Below are 17405 nucleotides of genomic sequence, written 5' to 3' on the forward strand. Positions count from 1 at the left end.
TTCTGTCGTAGTTACAAGGCACTGTCCTGAATTAATCGAGAAAAATTGTTGTGGATAAAAGTTTAAGGTTTTGCTATCTCTTTTATTGATTTTGTGATATAATTAACACGTAAAAAAAATTAAGGAGTCTTTCCAAATGGCAAAATTGACTGTTAAAGACGTTGAGTTGAAAGGGAAAAAAGTTCTCGTTCGTGTTGACTTCAACGTTCCTGTAAAAGATGGCGTGATTACTAATGACAACCGTATCACTGCAGCTCTTCCAACTATCAAGTACATCCTTGAACAAGGTGGACGCGCAATCCTCTTCTCTCACCTTGGACGTGTAAAAGAAGAAGCAGACAAAGCTGGTAAATCACTTGCTCCTGTAGCTGCTGACTTGGCTGCTAAATTGGGTCAAGAAGTTACTTTCCTTCCAGGTGTAACTCGTGGTGCTGAATTGGAAGCGGCTATCAACGCTCTTGAAGATGGACAAGTTCTTTTGGTTGAAAACACTCGTTACGAAGATGTTGACGGCAAGAAAGAATCTAAAAACGATCCTGAACTTGGTAAATACTGGGCATCACTTGGAGATGGTATCTTCGTAAACGATGCATTCGGTACTGCTCACCGTGCACACGCATCTAACGTTGGTATCTCAGCAAACGTTGAAAAAGCAGTCGCTGGATTCCTTCTTGAAAACGAAATTGCTTACATCCAAGAAGCAGTTGAAGCTCCAGAACGTCCATTCGTGGCTATCCTTGGTGGTTCAAAAGTTTCAGACAAGATCGGTGTTATCGAAAACTTGCTTGAAAAAGCTGATAAAGTTCTTATCGGTGGTGGTATGACTTACACATTCTACAAAGCACAAGGTATCGAAATCGGTAACTCACTTGTAGAAGAAGATAAATTGGATGTTGCGAAAGCTCTTCTTGAAAAAGCCAACGGCAAATTGATCTTGCCAGTTGACTCAAAAGAAGCGAACGCATTTGCTGACTACACTGAAGTGAAAGACACTGAAGGTGAAGCAGTTGACCCAGGTTTCCTTGGTCTTGACATCGGTCCAAAATCTATCGCTAAATTTGACGAAGCTTTGACTGGTGCTAAAACAGTTGTATGGAACGGACCTATGGGTGTATTTGAAAACCCTGACTTCCAAGCTGGTACAATCGGTGTGATGGACGCTATCGTGAAACAACCAGGCGTTAAATCAATCATCGGTGGTGGTGACTCAGCTGCCGCAGCTATCAACCTTGGCCGTGCAGACAAGTTCTCATGGATCTCTACTGGTGGTGGAGCATCAATGGAACTTCTTGAAGGTAAAGTTCTTCCAGGACTTGCAGCTTTGACTGAAAAATAAGAATATAAAAAAGGAGAACTCAGTTTCTCCTTTTTTGCGTTCTTTTAAAGTATGGGAGTACCGAGGGATAATTGGACAGAATCCAAAAAAAACAGTAAAATAGAGGAATACCAATTTAAATGAAATTTGAGTGATAATCGTGGAAAAAAGAGACAATCTTACAAAAACAGCTATTTGTGGAATTATCAATGTCACCCCAGATTCTTTTTCTGATGGGGGCAAGTTTTTTGCTATAGACGAAGCCTTGAAACAGGCTCGAAAATTGATAGCTGAAGGTGCCACTATTTTAGATATCGGTGGAGAGTCTACTCGACCTGGAAGTAGCTATGTTGAGATAGAAGAGGAAATCCAGCGTGTGGTTCCAGTCATTCAGGCTATTCGTCAAGAAAGTGATGTTCGTATTTCGGTAGATACTTGGAAGAGTCAGGTGGCAGAAGCGGCTTTACGAGCTGGGGCTAATATAGTCAATGACATTACGGGTCTCATGGGTGATGAGAAGATGGCAGAGGTGGTTGCCAGGTTTGGAGCTCAGGTAGTCATCATGTTTAATCCAGTTATGGCACGCCCTCAGCACCCTAGTTCACTCATATTTCCTCATTTTGGATTTGGAGAGACTTTTACAAAGGAAGACTTGGCAGACTTTGAACAACTACCAGTAGAAGAATTGATGACAGCCTTCTTTGACCGTGCTCTAGCAAGAGCGGAAAAAGCAGGAATTTCGAAAGGAAATATCATGCTGGATCCTGGGATTGGCTTTGGCTTGACCAAAAAGGAAAATCTCATCCTCCTACGTGATCTTGGAAAATTGCACAAAATGGGCTATCCTATCTTTTTAGGAGTTTCTCGCAAGCGCTTTGTCATCAATATCCTTGAAGAAAATGGATTTGAAGTCAATCCAGATACTGAAGCTGGCTTCCGCAATCGTGATATTGCTTCGGCTCATGTGACCAGCATTGCTGCTAGACAGGGTGTAGAAGTGGTGCGCGTGCATGATGTAGCCAGCCACAAGATGGCAATCGAAATTGCATCAGCCATCCGTCTGGCAGACCATGCGGAAAATTTAGATTTGAAACAATATAAATAACATGAATAAAAACGAAACGAACCAGTGGATAGCAAACTACCGGACAGATCAACCGCATTTTGGTCTGGAGAGGATGGTGGAGCTATTAGCCTTACGTGGTAATCCCCATCTTAAACTCAAGGTTATCCATATTGGTGGAACCAATGGAAAGGGCTCTACTATAGCTTTTTTGAAGAATCTGTTGGAAAAGATGGGACTAAGAGTTGGTGTCTTTAGCTCTCCTTATCTGATTCATTATACCGATCAGATTGTCATTAATGGGGAATCTATCCCAGAAGCAAGATTAGAGTCCTTGATGGTGGATTATCGTTCACTACTTGAAGGAGAGCATGCTCAAACCTTGCAAGGAACGACAGAATTTGAGATTATCACTGCTATAGCTTATGACTATTTTGCTTCTGAGCAAGTCGATGTGGCGATTATGGAAGTTGGTATGGGCGGACTTTTGGATAGCACCAATGTCTGTCAACCCATCCTAACAGGCATCACTACCATTGGGTTGGATCATGTAGCCCTACTGGGTGACAGTCTAGAAGCCATCGCAGAGCAGAAAGCAGGGATTATCAAACAAGGAGTTCCTCTAGTGACTGGTCACATTGCCGCAGAAGCCTTGGCTATGATAGACCAGATTGCAGAGGAAAAACAGGCTGCTAGAATTGTTTATGGAAGAGATTATCAGGTAAGCTATCATGAGAGTATTGTCACTGGAGAGGTATTTGACTATACAAGTTCTGTTAGACAAGGTTGCTTCCAGACAGGATTGCTTGGTTTGCACCAGGTAGAGAATGCTGGGATGGCGCTGGCTTTGTTAGATACTTATTGCCAAGAGATTGGACGAGAATTGGCAAGTAATGACTTAGTGGCTCAAGCTCTGGAAGAAACAAGATGGCCTGGACGCTTGGAAGTTGTTTCTAGAGAACCCTTGATGATCTTGGATGGAGCACACAATCCTCATGCTATCAAGGCCTTGTTGGCTACCTTGAAAGAACGATTTGCGGATTATCATAAGGAAATCCTCTTTACTTGTATCAAAACCAAGGCCTTGGAGGATATGTTGGACTTGCTAGAAACCTTGCCCGGTACTAAGATTACGCTAACTCATTTTGAGGATAGTCGGGCGACGGATGAAAAAGTCTTGAAAGAGCTGGCTGATTCTAGAAATCTCAACTACCAAGATTGGCAAGAATTTCTAGATCAAAAATTATCAGAAAATGAAGAGAAAAAAACAGTTAGGATTATCACGGGTTCATTATACTTTTTAGCCCAAGTGAGAGCCTACCTAATGGAGGGGAAGAATTAGAATGGATACACAAAAGATTGAAGAAGCTGTAAAAATGATTATCGAGGCAGTTGGTGAGGATGCAAATCGCGAAGGCTTGCAGGAAACACCAGCCCGTGTCGCTCGTATGTACCAAGAGATTTTTTCAGGTCTTGGGCAAACTGCTGAAGAGCACCTGTCAAAATCCTTTGAGATTATCGATGACAATATGGTAGTGGAAAAGGATATCTTTTTCCATACCATGTGTGAACATCACTTCTTACCATTTTATGGTCGAGCTCACATTGCCTATATCCCAGATGGGCGTGTAGCAGGTTTATCAAAGTTAGCTCGTACTGTGGAAGTTTACTCTAAAAAGCCACAGATTCAAGAGCGTTTGAATATCGAAGTTGCTGATGCCTTAATGGAGTATTTGGGTGCTAAGGGAGCTTTTGTTGTCATTGAAGCAGAGCATATGTGTATGAGTATGCGTGGTGTTCGAAAACCAGGAACTGCGACCTTGACTACAGTAGCTCGTGGTCTATTTGAGACAGATAAGGATCTTCGGGATCAGGCTTATCGTCTGATGGGACTATAAAAAATCCGCGTCAAGCGGATTTTTCTAGAAAGGACTAGTTATGGATCAACTGCGAATTAAAGACCTAGAAATTTTCGCCTTTCATGGACTCTTTCCTAGTGAGAAGGAACTGGGGCAGAAGTTTGTCGTTTCAGCCACCCTATCCTATGATATGACCAAGGCTGCGACAGACTTGGATTTAACTGCTTCTGTCCATTACGGAGAACTTTGCCAGCAATGGACGACATGGTTTCAGGAAAATACTGAGGACTTGATTGAAACAGTAGCCTACAAACTAGTAGAGCGTACTTTTGAGACCTACCCTCTCGTTCAAGAGATTGAACTGGAGCTAAAAAAACCTTGGGCACCTATCCATCTACCGCTGGATACTTGTTCAGTAACCATCCACCGTCGCAAACAGCGTGCCTTTATCGCTTTAGGAAGCAATATGGGGGATAAGACGGCTAATCTCCAGCAAGCGATTGACAAAATGCAAGCTCGTGGTATCCATATTCTCAAAGAATCTAGTGTGATTACGACCGAGCCTTGGGGTGGTGTGGAGCAGGATAGCTTTGCCAATCAAGTCATTGAAGTGGAAACCTGGTTGCCAGCTCCAATCTTGTTAGAAACCTTGTTAGAGATTGAATCAGAGATGGGACGGGTTAGAGAGGTTCATTGGGGACCTCGCTTGATTGACCTGGATTTGCTTTTTGTAGAGGATCAGATCATCTATACAGACGACCTCATTTTACCTCATCCTTATATTGCTGAACGCCTCTTTGTCTTAGAATCACTCCAAGAAATAGCTCCGCATTTCATCCATCCAACACTGAAACAACCGATCCGCCACTTGTATCGTCAATTGGAGAAAGAAAATGCCTAAGTTTTTCGAAACTTATAGTAAATGGAAAAGTCTAGGGGAAGGAATGCTAGCTATTATCCTCGGTCTTCTCTTGATTTGTTTTGGACAGATTGTACCGAGGCTTGGTTATCAACTCTTGATGGCCTACTTTTCCTTGTCGACTGTTTGGCATTTATTGACACGATGGTTTCAGGAAAAGTCCCGTAGAGAAAATATTTTTGTAACTATAGCCAAGTTAGGACTTGCTGTCATTCTATTTGATTCAGTCATCCTGCAAGGGATAGCTCTCTATGTCTTAGTCATTGCTATTGGAAGTTATCAATTGTTTACAGGTTTAATTAGCCTGATTACCTGGTTGATTTACCGAAATAATCATATCCATCCGAGGCTCAATTACTTATTTGATGCTTTGTGGATGATGGGATTTGGTCTCTATAGTATCTCCCCTTTTCATGATGCAACAAATTTTGAATTGCTCTTACTTGGTTTTTACTTACTGATGTTAGGGGCAAGTAGTCTCAGAGATGGTTTCTTTTTTGAAAAAGGAATCCGTAATCCTAGGCTTAAGCGGAAGATACGAATGACCCTGCCCATTTTTGTAACAGCTCTAATTCCTATCAATACCCTACGTCGATTGAATAAATGGTTTTCTAATCATGAGTCCGAAGAAGGGAAAGTACATTCAGAGAGAAAAAATGACCAGACAGTTGATATGGAAATTTTTATCCATGCTTCAGAATCCTCTTTCTTTTTAGCCATGGGGCATGTGGATATCTGCTATCAAGGTCAGGTTATTTCCTATGGTTCTTATGATCCGCACTCGGAGCGTTTATTTGGGATGATTGGGGATGGAGTTTTGTTTAAGGCTAATAAAGAGAAATACATCGAACTCTGTAAGAGAGAAAGTCAGAAAACTCTATTCGCCTACGGCTTAAGCTTGTCTGAGCAACAGAAAAAAGCTATAGAAGAACAACTGAGAGAAATTGAAGGACTCTTAATTCCTTGGGAACCAAGTTCTCAACTCATGAAAAGAAGAGAAGGGGAGATCAAGCATACCTACTCTTATCAGCTGAAACACGAAGCAGATGCCACTCTTTATAAGTTCAGTTCGTCCAAGTTTAAGACCTATTTTGTTCTCAGCACAAATTGTGTCTTATTGGCTGACTCTATCGTGGGTAAAGCTGGAACAGATATTCTCAGCCCCCAAGGATTTATCGTCCCAGGAACTTATCAGGATTATCTTGACTTAGAATACACCAAACCAAGTGGTATAGTAGTCAGTCGTTCCATTTATTAGCAAAAAGAAAACTCTAGTTTCCTAAGTAGATAGAGGAGACTAGAGTTTTTAAAATAGGTCATTTTCTTCTGGTAGGAGAATGGTTTCCTTCCCATCCATATCCATGACCAGAACTTTAGGTGGATAGAGTGGGTCAAAGGGATGATTGAAGTCGAAGTCAATCGTTGTTGGTAGATGTTGACTAGAAAAACGAAAAGTGATGGAGCCTTCATGATTCAAAAGTCGAAATTCCAATTCATCTTCTAGCTCAAAAACATGCTTTAAAAAATGATCGATTATATACCAGATTGAGTCGATAACATCGTCGGGTAAATTGGTCACCACACCGAAACTGGCACATCGTCTATGAGAATCTGTAAAAGCCATCCCTATCTCCTGATTGATTTTCTTATTATCATACTGCAAACTGCTAGAAAAATCAAGAAAAGTCAACTACCTTTAAAAAGATGAGAATGATTTTGAAATTTTTTCAACGAATCTTCATCAAATGCTTGAAAATGCTTACAATTAGTGGTAAAATGAGAACAGTGGAATCATGAAAACAAAATTTTCAAAGTAGAAAGGAAACGGAATGAACACAGATGATACAGTAACAATTTATGACGTTGCCCGAGAAGCGGGAGTGTCAATGGCGACTGTCAGTCGTGTTGTCAATGGCAATAAGAATGTCAAGGAAAACACCCGTAAGAAAGTTCTAGAGGTCATTGATCGCCTTGACTACCGTCCTAACGCAGTAGCTCGTGGTCTAGCAAGTAAGAAAACTACAACAGTTGGAGTTGTTATTCCAGATATCACAAACACTTATTTCTCTACCCTTGCTAAAGGGATTGATGATATCGCGGAGATGTACAAATACAATATCGTCCTTGCCAATAGCGACGAGGATGATGAAAAGGAAGTATCTGTGGTCAATACTCTCTTTTCTAAACAGGTGGATGGCGTTATCTTCATGGGTTATCATTTAACTGAGAAGATTCGCTCAGAGTTTTCACGCTCACGCACACCTGTGGTTCTTGCAGGAACAGTAGATGTGGAGCACCAACTTCCAAGTGTCAATATTGACTATAAACATGCTACAGTTGATGCAGTCCGTCATCTTTTGAAGCGAAACAAAAAAATTGCCTTCGTTAGTGGACCATTAGTGGATGATATTAATGGTAAGATTCGCTTGGCTGGTTACAAAGATGCTTTGAAAGAAGCGGGAATCAACTACAGTGAAGGTCTTGTTTTCGAATCAAAATACCGTTATGATGATGGTTATGCCTTGGCAGAACGTTTGATTTCTTCTAAAGCAACAGCAGCGATTGTTACAGGAGATGAACTGGCAGCAGGTGTGTTGAACGGACTTGCTGACAAGGGAGTTTCTGTACCAGAAGACTTTGAAATTATCACCAGTGATGATTCGCAAATTGCGCGTTACACTCGTCCAAACCTAACCACCATTGCGCAACCTTTGTATGACCTTGGTGCGATTAGTATGCGTATGTTGACGAAGATTATGCATAAGGAAGAGTTAGAAGAACGTGAAGTTCTTTTGCCACATGGTTTAGTAGAACGTCATTCAACTCGTAAAGATTAACAAGAAGAGGTCGGGATTTTTATCCCGACCTCGCTTTTTAGTAGTAAAAACTTTTTAGCCAATAGTTCAAGCATCAAGTTGATGGTAGAAGGCTTGCGGGGGTGACTAGAAAACAAGACTTGATCTAGTAATTTCTATCTCACCGACTTTTTTATACTCAATGAAAATCAAAGAGCAAACTAGGAAATTAGCCGCAGGTTGCTCAAAGCACTGCTTTGAGGTTGTAGATAAGACTGACGAAGTCAGTTACATATATCTACGCAAGGCGACGTTGACGAGGTTTGAATTTGATTTTCGAAGAGTATTATCCTTCCATATAGGCTCGTAATTCCTCTCCTCTAAGGCCAGCATTGATAGCAATGAGGAGTTTGAGACGGGCCTTTTGAGCGTTTAACTCTTTGACAAAGAAGACACCAGCATTTTGCAGGCAAACGCCACCTCCCTCGTAGGCATAGACAGGTTCGGCAATCCCGTTAAAACAACGAGAGACCAAGGCGATTGGGAGTCCTTCTTGGATAAGGGAGTTCAATTTTTGTGCTGTTTCCTTGGGAACATTTCCAGCACCGAAAGCCTGGATAATGAGTCCATCCAGTTGGTCAACGGGAAGTAAATCAAGGAGTTCTTCTGTCATACCAGCATAGACAGGGATAATAGGGACCAAGCCTTGAATCTTATCAAGGTCAAAACGAACACGGGGTTCAGCTGTTTTGAAGTAGAGAATCTCGTGTTTCATGATGAGCCCAAGAGGGCCGTGGGTCGGCGTTTGAAAGGTGCTAACATTTGTCGTGTGCGTCTTGGTCACATACTTAGCAGCGTGAATTTCGTCATTCATCACGACCAAGACCCCCTTATCAGCAGCCTTATCGTCACTCGCTACGCGTAGGGCACTGAGATAATTGTAGACACCATCGCTTCCAAGTTCGTTGGAACTACGCATGGCACCTGTTAGTACAATCGGTTTGTGAGGAACCTCCATAGTATCAAGGAAATAGGCAGTTTCCTCCAAGGTATCTGTCCCATGTGTAATCACGAAACCGTCATAACGATCAGCCTCCTCTTTGATTTTTTGATAGAGGGCCAGCATATGCTTTGGTTTAATATGGGGACTTGGCAGATTAAAAAAGTCAAGTGCGTGGACTTCAACTCCCTCAAGTGGATTGGATACATGATTCATAGGGTTGTCTTGACTAGTCACAACAGCGCCAGAGTCATCGGCTTGCATGGAAATAGTACCACCCGTATGTAAAACAAGGATTTTCTTAGGCATGATTTACTCACTCTTTCTGAAATGTGGTATAATCATTGTATCACAAAAGGGGAGATTGAGGTAGGATGGAAGTCAAAGCTGTTTTTTTTGATATCGATGGAACACTGGTCAACGATCGCAAGAGTGTTTTGAAATCCACTAAGGATGCGATTAAGATTGTGAAGGACCAGGGGGTGCTTGTTGGAGTAGCGACAGGGCGAGGACCTTTTTTTGTTAAGGATTTAATGGAAGATTTAGATCTGGATTTTGCCGTAACCTATAATGGCCAATATATCTTTAATAAAAACAGAGTCTTGTTTACAAGTCCTCTTTCCAAGTCTCATTTACGGCAGTTGATCACCTATGCCAAAAAAGAGGGCAAGGAGATTGCCCTAGGGACCAAGGATGCCATGCTGGGTTCGAAAATCATGTCTTTTGGCCTAGGTTCTTTTTCTCAAAGGGTGAGTCGTTTTGTCCCCTCTATGTTGACTCGTACAGTTAGTCATTCCTTTAATCGAATGGTGAGTAAGATTGTTCCTCAGAAGGAAGAAGACTTGCTTCACTTGATGAATCAGCCCATTTATCAAGTTTTGATGCTAATGACGCCAGAAGAATCTGAGAAAGCAGCAGCTGATTTTAAAGACTTGAAATTAACTCGCAGTAATCCTTTTGCAGCCGATGTCATCAACCAAGGAAATTCCAAGTTAGAAGGCATTCGCCGAGTCGGAAAAGAGTATGGTTTTGATCTCAATCAAGTCATGGCCTTTGGTGACTCGGACAATGACTTAGAGATGCTGGCGGGTGTTGGGATGTCAGTCGCTATGGGCAACGGTAGTAGCAGTGTCAAGGAAGTCGCGAAGCATATCACAACCAGCAACCAGCAAGATGGGATTCATAAGGCCTTGGAACATTTTGGTGTTTTGGCTTCAGAAAAAGTCTTTGTCAGCCGTGATTACCATTTTAATAAGGTCAAGACCTTCCATCACATGATGGATGAACGAACTCAGGAAGAGCCACAAGCTTGGGATTTAGAAGGTGCAACCCATAGAGCAGGATTTAAGATAGAAGAATTGGTGGAGTTTGTCCGAGCTGCTAGCTCTTCTGAAGAAGATTTCGAACAGGCAGTTGGACAGCTACACCAAGCTCTTGATCAAGCAGCAGAGAAAGTAGTCAAGAAGACACCTGCTAAGCAAGATTTGGTAGGGCAAGTAGACGCCTTGATTGACACCCTATACTTCACCTATGGTAGCTTTGTTTTGATGGGGGTGGATCCAGAGCGGATTTTTGACATTGTCCATCAAGCCAATATGGGGAAAATGTTCCCTGATGGAAAAGCTCATTTTGATCCAGTGACCCACAAAATCCTAAAACCAGATGACTGGGAAGAAAAATACGCTCCAGAGCCTGCTATTAAAAAGGAAATTGAGCGCCAGATAAAGGCCTACGAGCGCCATAAGGAAAGAGAAGATAAAAAATAGGCGAGAGCAGAGGAAGCCTGGAATGATGTTTTGAGTTCTGAGTTTCAACTACGACATCAATAGTTTATAAAAAAATGAGGTTAGGAGAAAAATCCCAACCTCATTTCTGTTTTTATTACAAAGTTTTATCCTTATCTCTAACGACGAGAAGGTCTACGCTGGTATGGCGTAGGATATATTCTGATGAAGAACCAACTAGCAGGCGCTCAAAAGCATTGAGTCCTGTTGCCCCAACTAAAATCAAATCAACCTTTTCTTTATCTGGAATTGTTTTAGCTAATAGAGTTTTAGGATTTCCCATCTCAATAACAACTTTTATGTCTGTGAGACCAGCATCTCTTGCACGCTTTTCATATTCTGCCATCAAATCGTTGGCCTCTACTTGCAATTCTTCGTAAACTTCGGCATCAAATGTTGAGATGCTTTGAAGAGCACGTGTGTCAATAACATGGGCAATCGTTAGTTTTGCTTGGTTACGTAGTGCTGAATGAACCCCTTTGATGAAAGCCAAGTCAGCTTCCTTAGAACCGTCAACCGCTACCATGATGTTTTCATAACGTTGTGCCATAGCAAAAACCTCCTCATTCTTATTACCTTCATTGTATTCCTTTTCACTAAAAAAGTAAAGTAAAAAACGATAGGAATATAGATGCTTTTTGACTTTGACTTGGAGTTTGTTATAATAAAACTAGAAAAGCTAAGAGGAAGAGATATGACAAAAATCGCAGTATTATCGGATATACATGGCAATACAACAGCCTTAGAAGCTGTTCTGGCAGATGCCCAGAAGTCAGAGGTTGATGAGTATTGGCTCTTAGGAGATATTCTCATGCCTGGAACAGGACGAAAAAATATTCTCCAGATATTGGACACTTTACCCATCACCCTTAGAGTTTTAGGGAATTGGGAGGAGAGCTTATGGCGCGCTTGCCATCGTCAGTTGGATGAAAGTAGACCCAGTCATCGTTATCTCTTACGCCAATGTCAGTATATCATGGAAGAACTCAGCATCGAGGAGATTGAGGCACTGCAGAACTATCCCTTGCAAGTGCACCGCCAGTTTGGAGATTTGAAGCTAGGGGTTAGCCACCACTTGCCTGATAAAAATTGGGGACGAGAGCTGATTCATCTTGGGAAGCAAGAGGACTTTGACCGTCTTGTTACCAATCCAGACTGTGATATTGCCATTTACGGGCATATCCATCAACAGTTTCTTCGGTATGGTAGTAGTGGCCAGCTTATCCTGAATCCAGGTTCCATTGGTCAACCCTTCTTTTTATCTGAGAATTTACGCAAGGACTTGCGGGCCCAGTACATGATATTAGAATTTGATGAAAAAGGATTGAAAGATATCGATTTTCGTCGGGTTGATTATGATATTGAGGCAGAATTACAACTAGCCAAAGAGTTACAATTACCCTACTACCAAGTTTATTATGAAAGCTTGGTTAATGGGATTCACCATACCCATAATCAGGAACTACTTCATGAAATTGCCCAAAGTCAAGGGCATGATGCAGAACTAGATGACTGGTTAAGTGGTAACTCTTGACATTACAACTACAAGAGATATAATAAATATAAGTAAAAAACGAACTAGTCTAATAGAAAAAGGAGAACCTTATGCAAATTTCAAGTCGATTTACCATCGCGACCCATATGTTGATTATCATAGCCTTAAAAGGGAAAGAAAGTAAGGTGACTAGTGATTTTCTTGCTAGTAGCGTTGGAGTCAATCCTGTCATTATACGTAAGACCTTATCTCAACTGAAAAAGGCAGAGTTGATCTCAGTTGCGCGTGGAACTGGAGGGGCAGAGATTATCAAAGACCTAGAGGATATCAGTCTTTTAGATGTTTACCAAGCAGTTGAGTGTCTAGGAAAAACAGGTCAACTCTTTAGTTTTCACGACAATCCCAATCCAGCCTGCCCAGTTGGTGCAAATATCCATGGAGTTTTAGATGAGAAATTACAAAAGATTCAGCTAGCCATGGAGCAGGAGTTGAGCCAAACCAGCCTTGCCCAAGTAGTGGCAGATGCAGAAGCAAGGATAGAGAAATAGAAACTATACAAGTAGCAGAAAGAGTCTTTTCGGTTTAAAGCACTAAATTTCCTTTTTTTTTTAAAATCAAAATAGTAAAAAGCGAAGATACCAGAATTTCGATAGTTAGAGTTCTGGTATCTTCGCTTTTATAGGTTATGGGAATTGTTCTCTAAGATTCTAATGTCTGAGCAAATCTATTCTTCAATAGACTTCCTTAAAGTTTACCAATCGAGATAGTGTTCAGTTGGTTAATAACCTGAAGATTGGACATGCGACCGATATTGATTAGATTTGGATGTTTTAGTTCATCTATATCGAAGTTTGTCAAAATGGCATCATATCCAGCATTCATAATCTCATCAACATCTAGTGTCTCCTTATCCCAAGTTTCAAATTGGATATTTTTAGAGGTGTAGAATCTATAAAGAGAGATTAAAGCATGAGGGTGGGCAAAGTCAAACTCACTCAAAACAAGGACACGAATGTTACTATGAGCTTCTAACAGTTGTTCCATCAAATCTGAAGCGTGAGTAAAAAGGGTATAGACAAGATGAACAACTGCATAGGCATGTTCTTTTTGTCCCAGGCTAGACTTGTAGCGCATCATTTCGAAAACAGATGCTTCATAAAATTCAGGGAAAAATTTCTTAATTTTGTTGAGAGCATAGGATTTGTTATGTGAAATGATGGATTCGGAGTTGATTTCTTGACGTTCAAGAAGGGCGGTGTTGTGCAAATGCCAGACTAGTTCATCTGTATTTGAAAATTGAACGCCAAACTCACGTGTTAAGTTATCAAGGACATCTCGGGCAGCGTGGTAAGATCGGTTGACTTGTTTATCAACTGATCGTGCATCTAGGAATTCCTCAACTGTAAAGAAGATTCCTTCTTGGGTATAAGAGTAAAACAGTTGATCTAAAGTGTCACGGTTAATTTCAATGTTCAGCCCCTTAGCCAGAGGTTCAAGCTGGTTCTTAAATTCAGAGAGTTGGTCATATAAAGGGAGAACACTTGAAGAATCACCTGTTGTTTGAATAGTAGCACCAATTCTAAAACGGTGCAAATTAACAGCGACTAGTGTTTCTATCTGAAGTAGGTTTGCATAGTTGGCAGGGAAGCCTGTTATATCTAGGAAGAAACGAACAAATCCTTCGATATCTTCCTTAGAATCAATAAACGGCCATTTGAAGTAACCATAGGCTTCATGGAAGTACTGGGCGAAAAAGAAGCGGATGTCTCTTTCATCACCAATGATAGAGATTGGAGTGACCTTGAGTTTGAAGCGGTAATTGTTTTGCAAGACACTGTTAATCTCAGCGACTTTCTTGCGAAGTGCAGGTAGTGAAACATCGAGTGTTTGGGCTAGATGTTCGTAGGTAAACGGTGCTTCTAATAAAAAGAAGGCTTTTAATACCTGAAAGTTAGAAGAATTTTGTAAAACGTGGCGGTAAATTCGTTCAATGCCTAGATTGCCATTATTAGCTAGTCTGATACCAGCGGTTGAAGATTGAATTTCAAAGCAAGAGAGGACATCACGCATTTCCTTGATATCGCTTTTAATGATACGAGTGTTGATATCGAGAGCTTCTGCTAAAGGGTCCAGATGAATCCAGCTTGGATTTTCAAATAAATATTCTAAAACCCTTAATTGCCGTTGTTCTTTTTGAGTTAATAATGTTCTCATTGAGTTTCTCCTATACTAAACTATTTATGAATATTCGGGATAAATTTCAATCGCTCTCTATTATATCACAGGACTTATAAAAAGAATAAAGATTATGCTCGGAATTATATTTTTTATAAAATTTTAGTATAAAAAGCAGGTAAAATCAAAAAAAAAAAAAAATAAACACCCTTTTATTGACTATGTATCAGGGGTGTTGTATAATGAAATTGTATGTAGGAAACATGCTTTTATTTTTTATAAAAGGAGACAATGTCATGTATTTTAATCGTAAAAATGCAGCTCAAAAGAATTGGCGTATGATTAAAAAAGGGAAACACTTCCTTTTTGGTTGTTCGCTTGTTTTTGCAGTTGGGGCAACTTTGGTGACTCCGACAGTTAAGGCAGATACGGTTGCTGGTAAGGGGGAAGTAGAAACTACCACTACCAACTCGGATAGCAAGGCCAGCCCTGATGAAGAGGTGGGGACTTATAAAGCGCCCGCTACTGTAGCAGCTCAACCAGCAGCAGTTGAAGAGGCAGTTGTAGCAGAGAAACCAACAGTCAAAGTGGTTAACAAGGAAGCCTTGACTCAGTTGGTGACAGAAGTGAAAGGTTTGGACAAGGCAGGAAAAACAGAGGATTCTCTTTCTCGTTTAAACACAGTGCTTGAACAGGCTCAAAAAGTTTTGGAAAATGCAGAAGCTAGCCAAGACCAAGTAGATGCAGCGGTTGCTAGTCTCAAAGAGGCAGTAGCTCAACTTGCTACCAAAGAAGAAAAAGCAGCAACAGTTGCAACAGAAGAAGCTGTAGCAGCAGAGGAAAATGCAGAAGCCACAGAAGATAAAGCTGTACCAACAGACGAAACAACAGAAGTTTCCGCTACCCAACCTAAGTCTAGAAGCCGTAGAGCAGCAGGACAAGAACGTGCTCAAGATCGTTCTATGGAAGGAAAGGATATTAAGTACGTTTACCAAAATCGAAATGCTCAAGTAAACAGTGGGACTCCGACTCAACGTGCTAAGATTGAGTACAGACAGCTGGATGACTATGAGGTTGTCAATGGGAAGACAGTTCCTACAGACCCATCTGGTCAAGGACGTCCAGTATTGGAGTGGACTGTAACCTTTAACGAGGCTCAGTACGATAAGATGGGAGGATACTACTATTTCACAATTCCAAAGAATGTATCTGACCCTTATAATGTTGTTACCGATTATGATGGTGCTTACGTAGATCGCGATGGCTGGAAGGATGCAAATAAAGAGTCTAATGCTGGAGCAGCAAATGCAGAAGGTGTTCAGTATGTGGATGCGGGTAATAGACTTGAATGGCGTGTCAAAAATAGTGTCGGAAATGATTACAATAAAGTAAATGGTCTTAGCGGTGTCATGGGGGACACTAAAAAAGTTTATGTCCTTCAATTAGCTAACGCTTCTAGCGCTCGCAAGTTTACTATTAAGTACCGTACAGTAGTTGAAGACCCATCACAAAACATTTCTTATATTGCCGGAGTTGAATCCAAGACAGGGCTACCAAGAAATAACTGGTATGCTATTTCAGGTAAGTATGACAAGCACTTGGTGAGTCAGGTTGCGACACCAAATGTGACTCCAAATTTGAACAATACTTCTGTCAACGTTCCAGTTCAGACAGTAGCTTCAACTTCAAGTACTCTTTCAGGGACAGGAACTCCAGGTGCAACTATCAAGCTTTATGTAGATGGTCAGGAGCAAAATATCGGCAATGTCACTGTTGATAGCAGCGGAAACTGGACTACAGGGGAGCTTCCAACAGCCTTGAACAACAACCAAGGTGATGGTACAACCATTAAACCACGTCAAATGGTACAGGTGAGTCAAACTGTCAACGGAACTGAAAGTAGCCGTCGTACAGTACCAGTATCTGTCGGTGTGACAACAGTTGAACCTTCAAGCTTGTCTACTAATCAAGATGCTGTTATTGCAGGGCAAAAAGAGGTGACTCTTAAGGTTCCTCACGATGCAGGAATTGCCTACATGCGCTATACAAATACTGCAGGTCAATCAGTCGAGATTCCAGTCAAACGTGACAATGCCTCAGCTGCATGGGTGTCACAGAAGTCAGATAAGGCAACTGTCAAATCTTACGAACACGGGAAGTTTGAAGATACGATTGTCCTTACAATGGCTGATAAGATTGCAGGTACAGAAGTATCATCTATTTCGAACGTGATGGAAGGCGGTTTCTCAAGTGTGGCTGGATGGCAACCACGCTCAGTAGAAAACCAAGCACCAACTATTGCATCAGCTGTTGAAGGAAACAAAAAAACTGTTCAACAAGGTAATCAACTTGACCTTACATCTCTTGTGACAGTAGCAGATAAAGAAGATGATGCCCAAGCAACACTAGGTGATAAGGTTCATGCTGAAGTCGTTTCAGTAAACGGTAACGCAGCAACCAAGACAGTTGATACAAATACCCTAGGCACTTATACAGTTAAGTATAAAGCTGTTGATAGCCAAGGTAAAGAGTCAGACGAGATTGAAGTTACTGTAGTTGTTGAACAACCAGCACCAAAAGAAACAGTTCGTCCAGTATTGAACATTCCTTATGATGATGCTGCAAATCAAGCAATATACGTTTATTCAGGTGAAACAAATAACATTGAGCTTAAGGTGACTGATAACTCAGGTAAGATTGTCAAAGCTTACCTGGCTATGCCGGCTGATAACCGTCAAGGTCTAGGAACTGAAGATACTTCCTATCTTGGTGGTGGTTCAAGAGCGGGCTTATATTTGAAAGCTGATCGCATCAAGACAGAAACGGAGGCAACTGAAACCAACCCAGCTGTTATCCATGTGACAGGTGAAGTCCCAGCAAATACGTACACTGAACAAAATGGTCAGTTTACTCGTTACCTATTTGCAGAAGATGCAGCTGGTAACACAGCTTATGAACATGTTGGAGCACCAATGGACAAAGGTGCGCTTGGACGTATCC

Annotated in this window: 15 protein-coding genes; 11 read left to right on the forward strand and 4 right to left on the reverse strand. The window is 41.3% G+C overall.

Annotation, left to right across the window (positions count from 1 at the left end):
* Window positions 1-136 precede the first annotated feature (136 nt).
* The 6 genes from pgk to PCY08_RS04505 all read left to right on the forward strand — a co-directional run bounded on the left by pgk (window position 137) and on the right by PCY08_RS04505 (window position 6414).
* Window positions 137-1336 carry a phosphoglycerate kinase gene (gene pgk / locus PCY08_RS04480; protein ID WP_301559548.1) on the forward strand — a complete coding sequence of 400 codons (1200 nt, stop codon included), beginning with the start codon at window positions 137-139 and terminating at the stop codon, window positions 1334-1336.
* A 139-nt stretch (window positions 1337-1475) separates the two neighbouring features.
* Window positions 1476-2420 (forward strand): dihydropteroate synthase, encoded by a 945-nt coding sequence (gene folP, locus PCY08_RS04485; RefSeq protein WP_301559549.1) that lies wholly within the window; start codon window positions 1476-1478, stop codon window positions 2418-2420.
* A 1-nt stretch (window position 2421) separates the two neighbouring features.
* The gene (locus tag PCY08_RS04490) at window positions 2422-3720 is read left to right on the forward strand and encodes a folylpolyglutamate synthase/dihydrofolate synthase family protein (protein WP_301559550.1); all 1299 of its coding nucleotides are present in this window, start codon (window positions 2422-2424) and stop codon (window positions 3718-3720) included.
* Window position 3721: 1 nt separating this feature from the next.
* The gene (gene folE, locus PCY08_RS04495; RefSeq protein WP_000380927.1) at window positions 3722-4276 is read left to right on the forward strand and encodes a GTP cyclohydrolase I FolE; all 555 of its coding nucleotides are present in this window, start codon (window positions 3722-3724) and stop codon (window positions 4274-4276) included.
* Between the two features lie 40 nt (window positions 4277-4316).
* Window positions 4317-5138: a 2-amino-4-hydroxy-6-hydroxymethyldihydropteridine diphosphokinase gene (gene folK / locus PCY08_RS04500; RefSeq protein WP_301559551.1), complete on the forward strand. Its 822-nt coding sequence runs from the start codon at window positions 4317-4319 to the stop codon at window positions 5136-5138.
* A complete protein-coding gene (locus tag PCY08_RS04505) occupies window positions 5131-6414 on the forward strand; it encodes a DUF308 domain-containing protein (protein ID WP_301559552.1) in 1284 nt (427 codons plus the stop codon). Before folK ends, PCY08_RS04505 begins: the two co-directional genes overlap by 8 nt.
* Window positions 6415-6462: 48 nt before the next feature.
* Here PCY08_RS04505 and PCY08_RS04510 read toward each other — a convergent pair whose 3' ends face one another.
* Entirely contained in the window at window positions 6463-6780 is a 318-nt protein-coding gene (locus PCY08_RS04510) for a DUF960 domain-containing protein (protein ID WP_000885928.1), read from the reverse strand.
* Between the two features lie 205 nt (window positions 6781-6985).
* Between PCY08_RS04510 and ccpA the strand changes: the two genes are divergently transcribed.
* Window positions 6986-7993 (forward strand): catabolite control protein A, encoded by a 1008-nt coding sequence (gene ccpA / locus PCY08_RS04515; RefSeq protein WP_301559553.1) that lies wholly within the window; start codon window positions 6986-6988, stop codon window positions 7991-7993.
* A 304-nt stretch (window positions 7994-8297) separates the two neighbouring features.
* On the opposite strand, the gene PCY08_RS04520 is transcribed toward ccpA, so the two are convergent.
* Entirely contained in the window at window positions 8298-9260 is a 963-nt protein-coding gene (locus PCY08_RS04520) for an asparaginase (RefSeq protein ID WP_301559554.1), read from the reverse strand.
* Window positions 9261-9325: 65 nt separating this feature from the next.
* On the opposite strand from PCY08_RS04520, the gene PCY08_RS04525 reads away from it, so the two are divergent.
* On the forward strand, window positions 9326-10717 hold the full coding sequence (locus PCY08_RS04525) for a Cof-type HAD-IIB family hydrolase (protein WP_301559555.1): 1392 nt from the start codon (window positions 9326-9328) through the stop codon (window positions 10715-10717).
* 115 nt (window positions 10718-10832) lie between these two features.
* Here PCY08_RS04525 and PCY08_RS04530 read toward each other — a convergent pair whose 3' ends face one another.
* A complete protein-coding gene (locus PCY08_RS04530; RefSeq protein ID WP_301559556.1) occupies window positions 10833-11285 on the reverse strand; it encodes a universal stress protein in 453 nt (150 codons plus the stop codon).
* Window positions 11286-11429: 144 nt separating this feature from the next.
* On the opposite strand from PCY08_RS04530, the gene PCY08_RS04535 reads away from it, so the two are divergent.
* Both PCY08_RS04535 and PCY08_RS04540 read left to right on the forward strand, forming a co-directional pair.
* Window positions 11430-12269 (forward strand): metallophosphoesterase family protein, encoded by an 840-nt coding sequence (locus PCY08_RS04535; RefSeq protein WP_301559557.1) that lies wholly within the window; start codon window positions 11430-11432, stop codon window positions 12267-12269.
* 71 nt (window positions 12270-12340) lie between these two features.
* Window positions 12341-12778 (forward strand): Rrf2 family transcriptional regulator, encoded by a 438-nt coding sequence (locus PCY08_RS04540; RefSeq protein ID WP_075228716.1) that lies wholly within the window; start codon window positions 12341-12343, stop codon window positions 12776-12778.
* Between the two features lie 196 nt (window positions 12779-12974).
* Here the strand turns inward: PCY08_RS04540 and PCY08_RS04545 are convergent, their stop codons facing one another.
* Window positions 12975-14444, reverse strand: a complete 1470-nt coding sequence (locus PCY08_RS04545) for a M protein trans-acting positive regulator PRD domain-containing protein (protein ID WP_301559558.1) — start codon at window positions 14442-14444, stop codon at window positions 12975-12977.
* A 257-nt stretch (window positions 14445-14701) separates the two neighbouring features.
* On the opposite strand from PCY08_RS04545, the gene PCY08_RS04550 reads away from it, so the two are divergent.
* Window positions 14702-17405 (forward strand): sialoglycan-binding domain-containing protein (locus PCY08_RS04550; RefSeq protein ID WP_301559559.1); only part of this gene is annotated, 2704 nt, incomplete at its 3' end.

The organism is Streptococcus sp. SO4 (assembly GCF_030440055.1).
Lineage (GTDB): Bacteria > Bacillota > Bacilli > Lactobacillales > Streptococcaceae > Streptococcus > Streptococcus nidrosiense.